12 protein-coding genes and 1 CRISPR repeat array are annotated in these 14,804 nt (G+C 47.6%); of the genes, 3 read left to right on the top strand and 9 right to left on the bottom strand.

The features are described 5' to 3' along the window. Positions 1-74 precede the first annotated feature (74 nt). Positions 75-849: a CRISPR direct-repeat array (repeat unit 37 nt; unit sequence GTTTCAATCCTTCTTGTGATGGATGTGTTTCTAAAGG). Positions 850-1,077: 228 nt separating this feature from the next. The 9 genes from cas4 to LAT75_RS12370 form a co-directional block, all read right to left on the bottom strand. Then, positions 1,078-1,650, bottom strand: a complete 573-nt coding sequence (cas4, locus tag LAT75_RS12410) for a CRISPR-associated protein Cas4 (protein WP_291482991.1) — start codon at positions 1,648-1,650, stop codon at positions 1,078-1,080. A 24-nt stretch (positions 1,651-1,674) separates the two neighbouring features. After that, positions 1,675-1,965 carry a CRISPR-associated endonuclease Cas2 gene (gene cas2, locus LAT75_RS12405; protein ID WP_291482990.1) on the bottom strand — a complete coding sequence of 97 codons (291 nt, stop codon included), beginning with the start codon at positions 1,963-1,965 and terminating at the stop codon, positions 1,675-1,677. A 22-nt stretch (positions 1,966-1,987) separates the two neighbouring features. After that, complete coding sequence (gene cas1, locus LAT75_RS12400; protein WP_291482989.1) at positions 1,988-3,031, bottom strand: CRISPR-associated endonuclease Cas1; 1,044 nt, start codon at positions 3,029-3,031, stop codon at positions 1,988-1,990. A gap of 38 nt (positions 3,032-3,069) precedes the next feature. Then, positions 3,070-3,729, bottom strand: a complete 660-nt coding sequence (locus LAT75_RS12395; protein ID WP_291482988.1) for a CRISPR-associated endonuclease Cas6 — start codon at positions 3,727-3,729, stop codon at positions 3,070-3,072. A 24-nt stretch (positions 3,730-3,753) separates the two neighbouring features. Further along, a complete protein-coding gene (locus LAT75_RS12390) occupies positions 3,754-4,365 on the bottom strand; it encodes a DUF6266 family protein (RefSeq protein WP_291482987.1) in 612 nt (203 codons plus the stop codon). 217 nt (positions 4,366-4,582) lie between these two features. Next, entirely contained in the window at positions 4,583-7,012 is a 2,430-nt protein-coding gene (gene cas3 / locus LAT75_RS12385; RefSeq protein WP_291482986.1) for a CRISPR-associated helicase Cas3', read from the bottom strand. Beyond that, positions 6,984-7,781: a CRISPR-associated protein Cas5 gene (gene cas5, locus LAT75_RS12380; RefSeq protein ID WP_291482985.1), complete on the bottom strand. Its 798-nt coding sequence runs from the start codon at positions 7,779-7,781 to the stop codon at positions 6,984-6,986. Before cas5 ends, cas3 begins: the two co-directional genes overlap by 29 nt. Position 7,782: 1 nt before the next feature. Beyond that, positions 7,783-8,790: a type I CRISPR-associated protein Cas7 gene (locus LAT75_RS12375; RefSeq protein WP_291482984.1), complete on the bottom strand. Its 1,008-nt coding sequence runs from the start codon at positions 8,788-8,790 to the stop codon at positions 7,783-7,785. A gap of 11 nt (positions 8,791-8,801) precedes the next feature. Then, on the bottom strand, positions 8,802-10,643 hold the full coding sequence (locus LAT75_RS12370; RefSeq protein ID WP_291482983.1) for a TM1802 family CRISPR-associated protein: 1,842 nt from the start codon (positions 10,641-10,643) through the stop codon (positions 8,802-8,804). Between the two features lie 644 nt (positions 10,644-11,287). Here LAT75_RS12370 and LAT75_RS12365 point away from each other — a divergent pair. From LAT75_RS12365 to LAT75_RS12355, 3 genes are all read left to right on the top strand, one after another. Then, positions 11,288-12,004 (top strand): RNA pseudouridine synthase, encoded by a 717-nt coding sequence (locus LAT75_RS12365; RefSeq protein ID WP_291482982.1) that lies wholly within the window; start codon positions 11,288-11,290, stop codon positions 12,002-12,004. A gap of 42 nt (positions 12,005-12,046) precedes the next feature. After that, positions 12,047-13,300, top strand: a complete 1,254-nt coding sequence (locus LAT75_RS12360) for a porin (RefSeq protein ID WP_291482981.1) — start codon at positions 12,047-12,049, stop codon at positions 13,298-13,300. A 218-nt stretch (positions 13,301-13,518) separates the two neighbouring features. Beyond that, positions 13,519-14,804 (top strand): DUF5117 domain-containing protein (locus LAT75_RS12355; protein WP_291482980.1); only part of this gene is annotated, 1,286 nt, incomplete at its 3' end.

The raw sequence follows: 14,804 nt of genomic DNA, 5'->3' as shown, positions 1-14,804 counted from the left end.
GTTTTTTTTTTTTTTTGTATGGATGTTTTTCTATATGTAGTATATTTCTCATCCGTTTGTTCATTTTATCTTGTGTTTCAATCCTTCTTGTGATGGATGTGTTTGTAAAGGCAGCTTGCAAGCGTAAAGCAAACCGCCTGCAAATTGTGTTTCAATCCTTCTTGTGATGGATGTGTTTCTAAAGGCTTAGCGATGAGACCGAGCCAGTAGAAGTTATGCGACGTTTAAATCCTTATTGTTATGGATTTGTTTCTAAAGGCTGATATTACCGATATCGGAACGAGTGTCTGATCTGAGTTTCAATCCTTCTTGTGATGGATGTGTTTCTAAAGGATTCTTTTGAACATAATTATTATTATTTGGTTTGTTCGGTTTCAATCCTTCTTGTGATGGATGTGTTTCTAAAGGAAAAAAGCCCATGAAAAGCAAGTGATCAGGGGATTTTTTTTCAATACTTCTTGTGATTGATGTGTTTCTAATGGAGTCATGAGTATCAATCGCGGGTGTTGAACCTAACTGTTTCAATCCTTCTTGTGATGGATGTGTTTCTAAAGGTGGTTGACGGGCTGATTGCACAGGTGAAGACCGCTAGTTTCAATCCTTCTTGTGATGGATGTGTTTCTAAAGGATTGAATAGGTGCTGTTCATCCGCTGAAAGGTTCGGGTGTTTCAATCCTTCTTGTGATGGATGTGTTTCTAAAGGCAGCTTGCAAGCGTAAGGCAAACCGCTTGCAAATTGTGTTTCAATCCTTCTTGTGATGGATGTGTTTCTAAAGGGTATTCGCCCTCGTATAGGCAATACTTGCGACTGTGTTTCAATCCTTCTTGTGATGGATGTGTTTCTAAAGGCCGATTTTAGGGGTAAAATATTGATTATACAATATGTATGCTTGCCTGGTATTGGATGAAAATGCTGTGATTATATAGTTTTTTAGGGGCAATATCATGCTCAAGATATCGGTTTTCATAAAATAATTTACTCTTAGAGATTTGATATTAATGGATTTATGTTTGTTGGTGCCGCTGCACCTCAATAAATCCTGCTTCGGAAGACAAGCTGTTTAATACACGGCAGAATCACTTTATACAAATATTCCGGTAGGTGCAATCTAAACATCTTTTTTTATAGGTGGTAGCTTTTGGGAAAAAATTGTTGGTAATGATGCTGATTATGGCTGTGGCTGCTTTTTTTACCTCTGCAACTTCTTCATGGGAGATCGGCACTTCTATAACTTTATTGTTGCTGCGTGTATATACCAAATAGCCTTTTCGCACCGGTTTGCCGAAGTTGTGCTCAATCAGCCAGGCATAGCAGGCAAGCTGTGTTTTATAGGTATTATAAACCTTGTCTTTATATTCAGCAAATTTGTAATCCAGTGGGGCCATAGTGCCGTCAGTAAGTTCAAGTACTTCATCAACCTTACCCCTAAGCAGGTTGTTGGTGAGGTACTGTTCCTGATATTTTGCCGTAACGCCCAGTTTTTGGCGAAGGTAGTTTTTGTTTATTCTGGTTTTGGTTTCATGTAAATGCCGCCCCTTCATGGCTTTATAGTACTTTTCCTCCGATTGTGGGATGCCGAGCACAAGTTCAAAAAAAGTAAATCTGGGGCAGTACAAATATTGTATAATTTCTGATGGGGTTACACTCATAGAAGATTCCGGAGGCTGTAATGGTTATAGAAAAAGGGACTTCAACTCGTCTGTAATCATTTTTTTGTCAAAAGCCTGACCCATCAGTTTGGTATCCCGTAATTCATCTTTACTCATAGGAAAAATGTAAACCGAATCTGTACTTTCATCCATGAGTTCTTCAATCTGAAGCTGAAGGGTATCGCGGTCGTTTTTTTCTATTTTGCCCAAAAAAACAGAATACTGTACTCTGTACAGGCCGGTTTGCAGACACACTTTAGCGATTTTCGATCGGCTCCTGTCGTTTTTGATATCATAAAGTACCCAGCAAATCATAATGGGGTTGTATTTTTTGAAGTTAGAAAGGTAAGTCAGGCTGCATCAGGTCAATTGATGGCACGTCGGTTACCGGGCTGCTGATGAGTTTGTTGGCAAACTGATGGGCATCCATTTGAATCGCATGCATCCGGGTGAGGTTTCTGCCGCGGTAACGGATGGTTTCGGTATCGAAGCGCTGAATGAACGCGGTTACAATCAGCTCTTTCCCGCTTTTGGTCAATCCGGTGCCGTTCGTGATGGCTTCATGGTGTTCCGATTGCACTTTTTTGCCTGAAAAAAGGCGATAGATGGTAAGGTCCACAAAGGGCCGGTAAGGTTCGATAAAATCGAAGACAAAACTTTTTTGATTGTAGTCATCCCGGTGCATAAAGCCCACATACGGGTCGAGACCAGCAAGCATCAGCACTTTTTCGATACGGGCATACAGCATACCATAGCCATAGTTCAGGAAGGCGTTAAACGGGTCGTTAGCAGGCCGGAAACTGCGCCCTTTGAACCGGTAAGCGGAAGGCAGCAGGGCAGACAGGGTCTGAAAGTACCACCGGCCGGCTGTGCCTTCATAGCCCCGCAGGCTGTCTGCAATTTCATCTATATGAGCATGCTCAGAGAAGTTTTCGATCTTGCCTTTTTGGGCTTCAATTTTGGAAATGGCTTCGTTTATGAGGGTTTCGTGCGGCTTTCGGTGTTTTTTTAGCTCCCTGAGGTTTTCACATTGGCGGCCAGCTTTTTCAGCAAGCCATTGGGTTACCCAGCTAACCGCTTCGGGGCCGATACTTGCTTCCAGCTGTCTTTTCCGGATTTTTGTAGTGCTGCCCAGTTTGCTGTGCCAAATCCGGCCCAGCGGTATGCCGTCTCCTTCTGTAAAAACAATGTCGATATTATGTGCAAGGGCCGTTTTAACGGCTTCATAACTAAGCGCAGTACCTTTATCAAGCACGATTGAGCTGATTTTTTTGGGCGGTATTTTTTTCTTTATTTCGGTATCCCCGTTTTTGAAGCGAACCTGAAACATACCATCCTGAATGTGCAGATAGGCCCCGTAGGTGGTAATGAAGAGCTGCATGTGCGTCGGTTTATAGGTTGAAGGAAGTGTTAGTGGGTTTATGCTGTACGTATGATGGTGCCAAAACCTCTTGAAACCTGTTTGCCAAGGCCGATATAATCGGGCAGACTTGCATTTACCTCAAAAAAGCCGCTGAACGCAAACATCCGTTTGTTTTTAAAGGTGGTCAGCTTTTCAGTAAATGCCCCCCGAACTTGTAGCCGCTCATCAATAAATATTTCCATCCCCTTTAAAAACGACAGGCAATTGCCGGTGAGCACTCTTTCCAGAAAAGCTTTTTTCTCCGGTGCAGGCATTTTCAAGTAAACTGAAGCATTCGTCTGGTTAAGGCCCATCCAAAGGGTTTGGAATGCATATTTATGATGTTGTGTGCTGCTGCCGGGCTGTATCAGCGATGTGCTTATGTTTTTCTGGTCTATGGGGTAAAGCCGGCCATCAATATTCAGCTCACGGATTTTCATAAAAAGGGCAGTCAGTAGTTCGGCACCTTCCCCAAGCCCCACCAGCAATGGCTGGTTATTAATTACTTTATACTGCACCTTCGGATAGCTGTAGCTTAAGCTCCCGTCGCTTAAGTGGTTGTGTAGTAGGGGCGACTCAGACGCGAACAAATTACCGAAATAACCTCTGAGTTTGTGGGCATCACGGGTTTGAAGCCTGATTTCCGGGAATCTGATGATTACCTGCTGTATTGACATGCTGTGTGGGTTTGATTTGAGCGGTTACAAGTGCTGATAATGGGAAACAGAAACGGAGGTGCCGGAGTAAGAGGCTGCTGAAATCCACAGGTGTACTTTCTGTGGTTCTAATATGAATCCTGCGGGTAAGGCAAGGTCAGCCTGACAGGCTGCTAATTCAATATTCCTGAGGCTGGTAAAACCTGCCTGATCTTGCTCTCTTAGAATAAATATCCTCAAAAAACCGGTTTCGGTGGTTTCCCAGCTAAGGGTTAGCCCTGTATCATGTACCGAAATGGCGATATTTTGGGGCAAGGGTTTATTCCCTTTACTGACAATAAGGCCCGCATAGTTGAGCGTAATGTTGGGATATTCGCCTTTAAACGCAGTCGGGTAATTTGCAGAATAGGCTGCATCGCGCGATGATTTTCCTTCAGGCGGGGCGGGAAAACCGGCCGCAATCATGGTTTTTGCCTGTTTTAAAAAGCCGGAAAGTAAAGATAGCTTCTTACGGTTTGCGAGCTGTTTCGGGCTTCGGGGGTTGCTTACCTGAGCCGGCCGGGACCGTACGTAGGGTTTGCCGTTTCTGCTGCTGAGAATCAGGTTGTCAATTTTACCCGAAACCGGACCAAAAAGGCCGTCTTTAAATTTTGCCATACGCTTACATTCGAAATTATGGAGTTGAAGAGTTTAGGTTACATTAAGGGGCTATAGCAGAGTTAAGCTTGTGTATTCGCCATATCAAGGCCATATCAACGCCATATAAATATGGCGTTGATATGGCCTTGATATGGATTTGCAGCAGTGTTATTTCGGGCTTGGTATCCTGCAAATTCGTTTAAGAATTGATTTAAAGTTTAGTTTAGGCGGCTGCTTACAACATCATCAGCCCTTCATCAGAAGCGGACCGGATGAAACCGGTTTCCGGGTTATAGTAAAATGCGGCTACATCGGGCTGAACCCAAAGGATATCGTCTGTAAGGCGGTTTTCCGGCTGGTTTAATTCTCTGATACCGGGCAGATAGTCAGGTACTGCAACGATGCGCTGATTGAACGTCTTTTTATGATGGGTTTCAAATTCGGCCCGGCTTAGTGAACCGTTTAAAAGCTGCTGAAACGCGTTTCTGGCTTCGCTGCCTGCGTAATCGTCGGGCAGCTCGATGAAGACAGACACCGCGTTTTCGGCTCCTTCAATAATCCGGAAGTCCGCTACCGTACGCTCAGCCGGGCTGTCGCCTGAATCAGGATGGGCGTACCGAAGCTGTTCCATAGCGCCAAAAATTTCTCTGGCGAAAAGAAAATCAGCGCGCTTCGTATCCGTGACGGCCTCGAAATAACGCTCAACAAGCTGTTTGTAGCCGCTTTCAGGTATGGGCTTGCTGCCAAGTGCAAGTTGGGCCTGATAGTAGGTTGCCGAGCCGTAAATTTTATGACAGTCGCCTAAATCAACCACATACAACGGGGCCCCCAACCTGTCGCGGCTGTTTTCCCGGTTAATTCTGCCCGCTACCTGCACGATAGAATCAACCGGCCCCAAATCCCGCATCCCCATATCAAAATCAAGATCTACGCCTGCTTCAACAACCTGCGTTGATACTAAAATGCAGGTTTCCGATTTAAGGCTTTCTTTAATTTCCAGCACACGCTGCTGCCTCTCATAAGGGGTGATATTGGTAGAGAGATAAAACAGCCTGCATCCGGTTTCCTCAAGCAGTTCAGACAGCTGAGAGAAAATTTCTATCGAACGGCTCACTTTATTCACCACAATCAGGCAGCTTTTATCCGGTTGCCACGTCTCAGAAAAGAACCGAATAAAGCCCTCTGTGGTAAATTTCTCTGAAATATGCGGGATGATGCAGGTTCTGTTGAAGCACGCGAACACCGCGTTGTCATTTTCGAGCAGATTCAAAGGCTGACAGGCTTCTTCTTCAATGTGAACCGGAAGCTCACGTGCCATCAGTTCAAACAGCTTGGGTTGCGTAGCTGTCATTATGATTACCCTTGTGTTCAGACATTTCGCGGCATAATAGAGCGCTGCGCCTATGAGGGGTAGTTTTTCGATGGCAAGGGTTTGCACTTCATCAATGATGAGGATAGCATCCGCGAAGTGACGAAATTTTTTGAGTAATCTGTTGCGGTTGCCGATCAGGGTTTCAAAAAGCTGTACAAATGAGGTGATAACAACATCGCTCTGCCAGGTATCCCAGGCCATTTTGGTTTGATGGTATCCTTTTTCAGTATCAAAATCTTTGGCAGTATCCGGCTTGCTCTGCCCGAAGAGATCGGCATATTGGTAGTGGGCTAAAATCTGACCGGCAGGCAGGGTTTGCTCATATTCCCGAAGGGCCTGCTCAATAATGTTGATAAAAGGGAGTCCGTAAATTATCTGACAAAAGTACCCTTCTTCCGTTTCAATTCTGCTTCGCAATTTCAGGGCGAAGTCGAGCGCGGTCATGGTTTTACCAATTCCGGTGGGAGCGGCGAGGGTGAAGATTCTTTTTTGAAGGATATCAGTGCGGGAAAGGTTTGCAACTACATGAGCCCGAACATAATTACGAAGCTCGTTTTGCGAAAATTCGGAAAGGGGTTTATTGGGGTAATGCGGCTTACCAAAGCCCGGCCGGAGGTCAACGCTGTCAGCAGCGATGCTCACCTGTGCATAAACCGGGGTATCAGATGCATCCAGTTTATCTGCTTCGGTGAGCAGCGAAAACAGGTAGTTGATTAGGAAGTAATCCCTTGCATCGGTTTTCCCTTTCAGGTGTTGTTTGAAGGCGAGATGAAGTTTTTTGGGTTCAGCGAAGCTTGTATCCAGCTGTGTCTCCGCCCCGAGACCCTGCGTGAAAATGCCCGTATTCATCAGTTTCTGCACCTGTTGTGCGTGAATTGCCTGAATGCTGCGCTTGTTACTGATATAGGTGTCGGGCCAAAGCACCTTTTCGAAATTCATGAGGTTGCTATGGTGCAGCCTGATGATGAAATAGGCCAGAAGGGCAGGTTTTGGCTTTTTCTGGAGGAGATTCCAGGCCGTGTGAGCACCCAGACTCGCGTGGTTTTTTAGCATCGCATTGGGGATGCGCTCTCCCAGCAAATACTTTTGAAACCATTCTGTAGCCTTTCCAAAATCATGCAGCCAGCAAACCGTTTTGAGGAAATCCGGGTAGATTCCGTCATCCCCAAAACGGGTGCGGGCAGAAAAGTTGGTTAAAGCAATACCTGATACCTGCTCTAAATGATGAACAAGGAGCTTACTGCCGGTTTGTACCCCGTTGGTATCAGTGCTGCTGTGCGAGTACGGCTGCATATTCAAGAAACTGAATGTTTTCAGTGGTACCATCTGCGAGCGGGAGTTCAGCATAGGAGCCGCTTAGCTTCACCCGTAAAGGCATGGGTCGGGTGGCAAACAGAATCCGGTTCATGCGGTACACCTCCCGACCTTTATCTCCACCGATAAAATCGGCAGGCAGTAGTTCTTCCTCCACAAAACTGAACTTCAGATAGGCTTCTTCCGGGAAGTCAATTTCCTGTACCTGCTCACTGTTGCAGGCGGAGTGTATCTCAACCCACTCGTTGTTCGCCTGCCTTAGCGTGCCGGTGCTGAGCGTTACCCGATTTATAAAGGCAGAAAAAGCGGCAATCCCTAAACTCAGGTGGTAGTGTTGAGTACCGGAAAGCAGGGCTTTTTTCAGCCGTTCGTAGGTTTCCGGAGGCTCGCCTGCGGCCAGATAAATCCGGTATCTCACCATGTCTTCCTGCAGTTTGTTGCCGGTTACAACCTCAAAAGGCGTTTGTATGCGTCCTTTTTGGCCGCTAAAGTCTTCTTTCCCAACAACCTTTAGGAAATTCAACCGGTGGAAAGACTTCTTCACCTCCGTTTCAACCCTGATTCCAATTTTAAGCTTATCATGCTGAAATTCAGCATGATAAGCCTCCCGGGGCTCTCCCAGCAATGCGGCAAGCAGACCCGTAATCGTGGTACGGGGTGGCAGGGAATAGCTCATTGCCGTATTGTTTCCGTGAAATTTGCGGAAATGTGCAAACTTCCCCTCCACACTAAAGGATAAAATTTCCATATCAGCTGAGGTTTATGGCCAGATCGGAAGAGGTCTTTAGTACAATATCTTTGATGGGTTTATCAGCTCCTTTATGTTCCTGAATTAATTCTTCGAGGCGTGTGAAGCTGAGGGAAAGGTCTGTAAGCTTGCGTACTTTTTTGAAATCTCCTCCGGTAATCGCTGCCGCTTCACAGCCGATATAGTTGCGCAGGTCGCCAAAGTAGCCATTGTGGAACCCGTCGTTATAGATAATTTCAAGATAGAGCTTAGGGTACTGATTCAGCTTGGAGCGGGTTGGCAGGGAAGGAATGGCGCTCCATATTGCAGAGCGGAACAGCTCCATATCTTCATCTGTAAGGCCTGTGGAAACAGCGGCGTATTTGTTCACGGCCCCGTGAAAGGCCAGCAGGCTGTAATGGATGCGGTAATCTTTCCCGAAGGTGCTGCTGTCATCATTCATAATCGTTACGATTGAATCAGATGCTACGGGATAGACCTTGTTGAGGGAATAGCCCCAGTTGATCTGTACCGGGCCTGTATAAGCACGCGTAAAGCCCTTTACAGCAAAGGCGCTTCCAAACAGACGTATATCAGGGAAGGTTTCCTTTACGATTTTAGCCAGTATGAATACGTTAAGACTTTTATTATCAGTACTTTGAAGGGCTTTAAACACACCTTTGCTGTCCTTTTGTTTGGTAAGGATTGCCTGAAAAGCCTCCTTCATATCGTCGTGCCCCTCAAAATATGTATTTATGAGGTTTTCATCGGTGAGCAGGCGGTTTATCACAAACTCCAGTTTCTGGTCGGGGTTTACTTTTCTTTCCTCTTCCATCGAAACAAACACATTTTCGCCCTGCTGCATTAGGTAATCACGAATGTAGCGCTTAAGCCGGATATCGGTCACCAGATTGGTCTGCGTGTCATAATCCATTCTGGGTTTGTTCTCCTGGTCAGGGTCGCCGTTGGGGTTACAATTGATGGCTTCGTAAAGAAAGAGAAAATCTGAATTGTGCTGTATGGTATTCATGGTCGTTAAAATTAGGATTGTTTGGATGGAAGGGTGAGGTGGAAGGTGTAGCCGGCAAGCAGATAAAATAAATTTTGCTCCTTGGTTAAGGGCCAGCTTTTCTCGTTGAATAAAGCTCTGAAGCGTGCGAAGTTAAAATCGGTCTCTCTGTGCAGGTTATACTGCCGTGCTTTTTCAGCAAGGTCAAGGCTAAAGCGCATCATCGCCTGCTCATCCATGCCATTAAAGTTTAGCTTGTTGAGTACAGGCTTGCTTTCATGGCCTTTTTTGTATTGTGCATAAGCAACAGATGAAAGCACACGACCCAGATAAAACAGGGCCTTCTCGGCATCAGTGTACTGCATTCGGGCAAAAAGATGCTCCGTATGCTCCTGAAAGCTGCTTTCTTCGGGTAAGGGAGCGGTTTCGGTTGGTTGTGTTGTATCCATAGGTATCAGGTTTAAGTGTTTTAAAGCATAGAACATGGCTGCATATTTAAATACAGCATCTTTGATGGCATAGTCGAAACTGTTGTTTTCTCTGATATTGCTAAAAGCTCTGTAGCGGCTGAACCTGTGGCAGAGTAGCAGGTTTTTGAAATGCTCAAAAAGCAGGTTGGGATCGATGGGCCGCTGTTCAAAAATATCTTTGAAGAGGCTAAGTACCGGATTCACTTTTGCCTTCTGACCGTCGCGTATCGGAATTATCCGGTATATGCTTTGCAGGTTGAAGCCGCCCTGATTGCCAAGCAGGTCGCTTAACTCGTAAGACGTGTCTCCAAAAACTTCGATCAGTTTGGCGAGATAAAAGCTATTCACGTCATTTATTTGACTGATAATTTTGAAGGAGTTGCCGTCAGATTCATATCCGATATAATTCACCCAAAACAAAGGGAGCTGCGACAGGTTTTTCTGTATCCCGGTATCCGTTTGCAGCATTCTGAATAAAAACTCATTCGTGGCCGAAATGGCCTCTGATATGAGTTCTGTATCAAAATTTTCCAAATCCCGGTTTAGCAGGCTTGGAATAATGAGGTGGCTTATGCCGGCGATTGTTGTTTTTAAGGATTTACTATTTAAAATGTGGTTTGAGGCAAGATCGAGATACCTCTTTCTTTGGGTTGATAGCTGATAGCTTTTCTGATGGTCAGAAAAATTCGCTGCATAATTGATACCTGTAGTCTGGAATACCTTGTTGATGTTATATCGGCCTAAGAAGTTTGAATCGGAAAGATCATCTGTACTCATGGATGCAACGAAATCAATACCTGAAAAGGGGGACTTAACTTCGACGAACTTTTTATGGACAAATTCTTCATACCCATCCAGACTATGTAACGGCACAATTTGTCCTTGAGTAATGGACTCGGACCTAAAATATGTGGTAAACATGACGATGCTTTCGCTTTTCCCAAGATCACAGCTTTCCAAGAGTGACTTGGCGTTAAGCAACCCGACTTTACTTGACAGTACCTGATTAATCTCTGTTAATGCCAGGAATATGAGCCGTTTCTCTATGTTTGAGTTTAGGTCAATGATAGCTTTGGCAAAACTACCAATGCCCTTCTTCCCTTTACCAAAAAAAGTTTCTGTAAGCATCTTGAGCTTATCCGTTTCAGTTGTATGTGCAACCTTATTTCCTCGCGGTCCCCACAAACCAGGATTAAGTAACCTAAATTTTTGAGCTGATTCTTTGGGGTCAAATAATTCCATTTCGGTTTTCAATGCTTTGATTTCAGCATCAACACAATCAAAAAGTATAGGTAATACCCAATTTGTCTTTTCATGATCATAAGCCGGGACAGTAGTGAGCCAAGCCCAAATTCCATCTTCGTTGTAGATTTGCTCACCAATTTTTAGCAGTGTTTGGAGCATAGTTGGTAATATTTAATAGTGGTTTACAAAATGCCGGTGTATTCTAATATAATTTTGTTCTTCGGCATCAGCAATATAATTAAGCAGCATGACAGTATGTGTCACCCCTGGCGTGTACCCTGAGAAAATTTCTAAATAGCTAAGTGTAAATTAGTATTGACTTATGCCTGGCCGCGCTAAGCGTGTTCTGATTTTTAACAAAATAGTGCAGAAAAACTACGGCCCTCCGGGACTGTTTTTTGTTGCTGCTAAAAAGTTTTCGAAAACGCCTGAGAAATATCTGTCTCATTAAATCGCGATGCTATTGGGATGCTGATCACAAATCGGATTTGCTAAGCAAGCCGGAGCGTTGCTTTTTCTTTACAATTCCGGGCACTTAGACTCAAAACCACCGGTAAATGAAGCGCACCATTTTGTTGCGGGGGCTCACAGCATTTATACCCCCGCTTCGGTGATTGGTAGTATATTTGGCTGAACATCTCAGTTCAGACTTTCGGGGCGGGCAGTTTGAGGCCTGAAACTGCCGTTATTTTCCAAAAGCATCTCCTTCCAATTTCCTTTAGATTTGATCCCGAAATTATGTCCTTCAAAACTTCATGCGGCTCAGGTCTTCTGCCGGTTCAGGTTTAACCCCATCCAATTTCATGCAAGAAAAAGAAACCAACCCCTTTTTTACCCCCGTTTTTGAAGACAACCACCTGCTCGTGGTGCACAAGCTGCCCAACGTGCCGGTGCAGGAAGATGCAAGCGGCGACCCCGACCTGCTGAATGCGCTGAAGGCGTACCTCAAAACGAAGTACAACAAGCCGGGGAATGTGTTTCTGGGGATGGTGCACCGGCTCGACCGTCCGGCTTCGGGGCTGATGGTTTTTGCGCGGACTTCCAAGGCAGCTTCCCGGCTTTCGGAGCAGTTTCGGCTGCGGCAGCTGAGTAAGAAATACCTTGCCGTTGTGCAGGGCACCCCGCCGCCGCAGGCAGATCTGCGCGATTTTCTGGTGAAAGATGCCGCCACGAATAAGGTCAGCGTTGTGGCACCGGGCCGGGCAGGGGCAAAAGAAGCGCGGCTCAGTCTGAAGCTGATAAAACACCTGAATGGCCTGAGCCTGATCGAAATTGATCTGGAAACCGGGCGCTCGCATCAGATTCGGGTGCAGTGCGCGCATGCGGGCTTCCCGCTGTGGGGCGATTACAAGTACGGCGACGGCAATCAGCCGCAGGGCCGCACCCTCGCGCTGCTGTCGGCCCGGCTCGGCTTCACCCATCCCACCCTAAAAAAAGAAATGACGTTCTCGGCAGATTTCCCGCAGGATTCACCCTGGAACCGTTTTGATGCGCCAGCCCAACAGCAGGAATTTATTTGAGGATTCCTTCAACCAAAGCAAAAAAATCACCTATCGAGGATTATGAAAAAAACTATCACAGCATTTCTCCTGGTTGTCGTGCTCACAGTTGCTGCACTCCCGCAGCCTTCACAGGCGCAGCAAACGGAAGCCGAAAGACGCTTTCAGGACATCGATATCCCGTCGCTGCCCTACTACTCCTTCGGGCGCGGGCTGGGGCTCACTACGCCTGACAGCACCTATCAGGTCAACATTCGTTTCAGGATGCAGAACCGGGCCACCTACATCAGCTACAGCCATCAGGACAGCGCCGTTGAGGCGATGGTGCGCCGGCTGAGGCTCCGGTTTGACGGTTTCGTGGGCGATCCGCGCTTCCTGTACGCCATTCAGCTGTCGTTTGCCCCGGGCGATGTCGGCGTGCTGGAAGAGGGCGAAAACCTCAACGTGATTCGGGATGCGGTGTTCTTCTACCGGCCTGACCGGCACTGGAGCATTGGTTTCGGGCAGACCAAGCTGCCCGGTAACCGTCAGCGGGTAAATTCTTCCGGCGCGCTGCAGCTCACCGACCGCTCTATCAACAACGCGGCCTTCACTATCGACCGAGATTACGGCCTGTTTGTGAACTACGGCCGGGAAGACCTCAACCGCTTTTCCTACAACCTGAGAACGGCAGTGAGCACCGGCGACGGCCGCAACTACACCCGCAGCCCGGATACGGATCTGGCCTACACGGGCCGTCTTGAGCTGATGCCGCTGGGCGCTTTCCGCAACAACGGAACGCAGTTTGAGGGCGACCTCGCCCGGGAGCAGAGTCCGAAGCTGCTGCTTGCCGGAACCCTGCACCACAATGTGGGCGCACGCCGCACGCAGGGTCAGCTGGGTTCGGCCACTTTCGGCAAACGCGACCTCACCGTTATTCACCTCGACGCCATGCTGAAATATCAGGGCTGGGCGCTGATGGGCGCCTGGATGAGCCGGCAAACCGATAATCCGGTGGTCCTGCTTCCTGAAGCAGATCCCGGCGCTGAACAGAGAACGGCCTATTTCCTGAAAGGTACGGGCTTCGATGTGCAGGCAAGTTACCTGTTTCCATCCGACTTTGAGCTGATCGGCCGGTATTCAAAACAGACCCCTGAGCGGGAGGTGAGGCGCGCATTCCGGCCGCGGGAACAGTTCAGCGGGGGCATCACCCGCTACGTGTGGGAGCACGCCCTGAAGCTGCAGCTTGAGCTCACACACGACCGCTTCCCTGCTACAGGTTTTGCAGATGCCCGCGACAGCTGGTACCTGCGCTTTCAGGTTGAGATAGGGATTTAAAGAAAAGGAAGGCAGTCTTTGGCTTAAATGTAAAGGGTTTGTATATGCCCCTTTTGTTAATTTACAGAACGAATCTGTATAAATGCCGTACTTTATGCACTTGTAATCTTTTTCCGAACAAATCGCACACATTACAGAACTTTATCTGTTTGTTTGGCGTCGGAGTCGAAGTACAGGAACATATCTCATCTCAATCTAATCATCTAAAGAAATCTCGCATGAAGCATTCAATTACCATGCTGCTGCTTTCATTTTTGATCGTAGCAGGATGCACCGGCTCGCAGCAAACTGCACCTGCCTCCGGCGATCAGCAGGAACGACCGCGGCAAAACCCCATTGAAAGAGCTGTATCCGGCCATGTTGCCTTTGAAGGGCTGTTTACCGTGTATCAGGATACGACCTCCGGAAGCACCAAAATGCTGATAACCGAAGATCAGATCGGCAAAGAATTCATTTACTGGGGCCACACCGTTGACGGCGTGCCGCAGGTAGGTCACTTCCGCGGAAATTACCGCGACAATAAAGTTTTCAGCATTCAGCGGTATTTCGACCGCATCGAATTTGTGGTGGAAAACACCCGCTTCCATTTTGATGAGGCGAGTCCGCTGGCCCGCGCCGCCGATGCCAACATTTCCCGCGCGGTATTGTTTTCGGCCAAAATTGATACCGAGCACGAGGGGCAGATGCTCGTTAACTCTGATCCGCTGTTCCTCAGCGAAGCCCTGCATCAGGTTAAGCCTTCCCCGTTTCCGGGCATGCCTCCGGGCGCGATGCTCACCCTGGGTAACCTCAGCCGCGACAAGACCAAGTTCCGCAGCATTCACAGCTACCCGATGAACACGGCCGTTACTGTGGAATACGTGTACGATAATCCGTCGCCCATTAACCGCGGCGGCGCTGCCGTTACCGATGCCCGTGCTATCAGCATCGTGTATCAGCACACCTTCATCGAAATGCCAGATAACAATTTCGTGCCCCGTCGCGATGATGCTCGTGTGGGCTATTTCACACAGCAAATCAATGATCAGACCGCACTGGGCGCTACACCCTGGCGCGATGTAATCAACCGCTGGCACCTGGAGCCTCAGGATCCGGATGCGGAAATTTCCGAGCCGGTTGAGCCCATCACCTGGTGGATTGAAAACACAACGCCTTATGAGCTGCGCCCCGCCATTAAAGCGGCAACCCTGGAGTGGAACCGCGCGTTTGAGGCAGCCGGCTTCCGGAATGCGATTCAGGTGAAAGTGCAGCCCGATACGGCTGACTGGGATGCAGGCGATATCCGTTATAATGTACTTCGCTGGACCTCATCCCCGACGCCTCCCTTTGGCGGCTACGGGCCGAGCTTCACCAACCCGCGCACCGGTCAGATTCTGGGCGCCGATATCATGCTGGAGTATGTTTTCCTGCGCAACGCGGCCAACAGCGAGCGGCTGTTCACGGAAAACGTAATTGAGTACTTCCTTAACATGGGTCTGCCCTCAGAGGATGAGCTGGAGCACGG

This window comes from Cyclonatronum sp. (assembly GCF_022565315.1).
In the GTDB taxonomy this organism is placed as follows: domain Bacteria; phylum Bacteroidota; class Rhodothermia; order Balneolales; family Cyclonatronaceae; genus Cyclonatronum.
The sequence above is the reverse complement of the archived record's forward strand: the minus strand, read 5'-3'. Positions and strand labels throughout refer to the sequence as shown.

What these genes read in the sequence shown, in the direction of transcription:
- cas4 (WP_291482991.1), bottom strand. Translation starts at nt 1,650, where the DNA reads ATGAGTGTAACCCCATCAGAAATTATACAATATTTGTACTGCCCCAGA.
- cas2 (WP_291482990.1), bottom strand. Translation starts at nt 1,965, where the DNA reads ATGATTTGCTGGGTACTTTATGATATCAAAAACGACAGGAGCCGATCG.
- cas1 (WP_291482989.1), bottom strand. Translation starts at nt 3,031, where the DNA reads ATGCAGCTCTTCATTACCACCTACGGGGCCTATCTGCACATTCAGGAT.
- LAT75_RS12395 (WP_291482988.1), bottom strand. Translation starts at nt 3,729, where the DNA reads ATGTCAATACAGCAGGTAATCATCAGATTCCCGGAAATCAGGCTTCAA.
- LAT75_RS12390 (WP_291482987.1), bottom strand. Translation starts at nt 4,365, where the DNA reads ATGGCAAAATTTAAAGACGGCCTTTTTGGTCCGGTTTCGGGTAAAATT.
- cas3 (WP_291482986.1), bottom strand. Translation starts at nt 7,012, where the DNA reads ATGCAGCCGTACTCGCACAGCAGCACTGATACCAACGGGGTACAAACC.
- cas5 (WP_291482985.1), bottom strand. Translation starts at nt 7,781, where the DNA reads ATGGAAATTTTATCCTTTAGTGTGGAGGGGAAGTTTGCACATTTCCGC.
- LAT75_RS12375 (WP_291482984.1), bottom strand. Translation starts at nt 8,790, where the DNA reads ATGAATACCATACAGCACAATTCAGATTTTCTCTTTCTTTACGAAGCC.
- LAT75_RS12370 (WP_291482983.1), bottom strand. Translation starts at nt 10,643, where the DNA reads ATGCTCCAAACACTGCTAAAAATTGGTGAGCAAATCTACAACGAAGAT.
- LAT75_RS12365 (WP_291482982.1), top strand. Translation starts at nt 11,288, where the DNA reads ATGCAAGAAAAAGAAACCAACCCCTTTTTTACCCCCGTTTTTGAAGAC.
- LAT75_RS12360 (WP_291482981.1), top strand. Translation starts at nt 12,047, where the DNA reads ATGAAAAAAACTATCACAGCATTTCTCCTGGTTGTCGTGCTCACAGTT.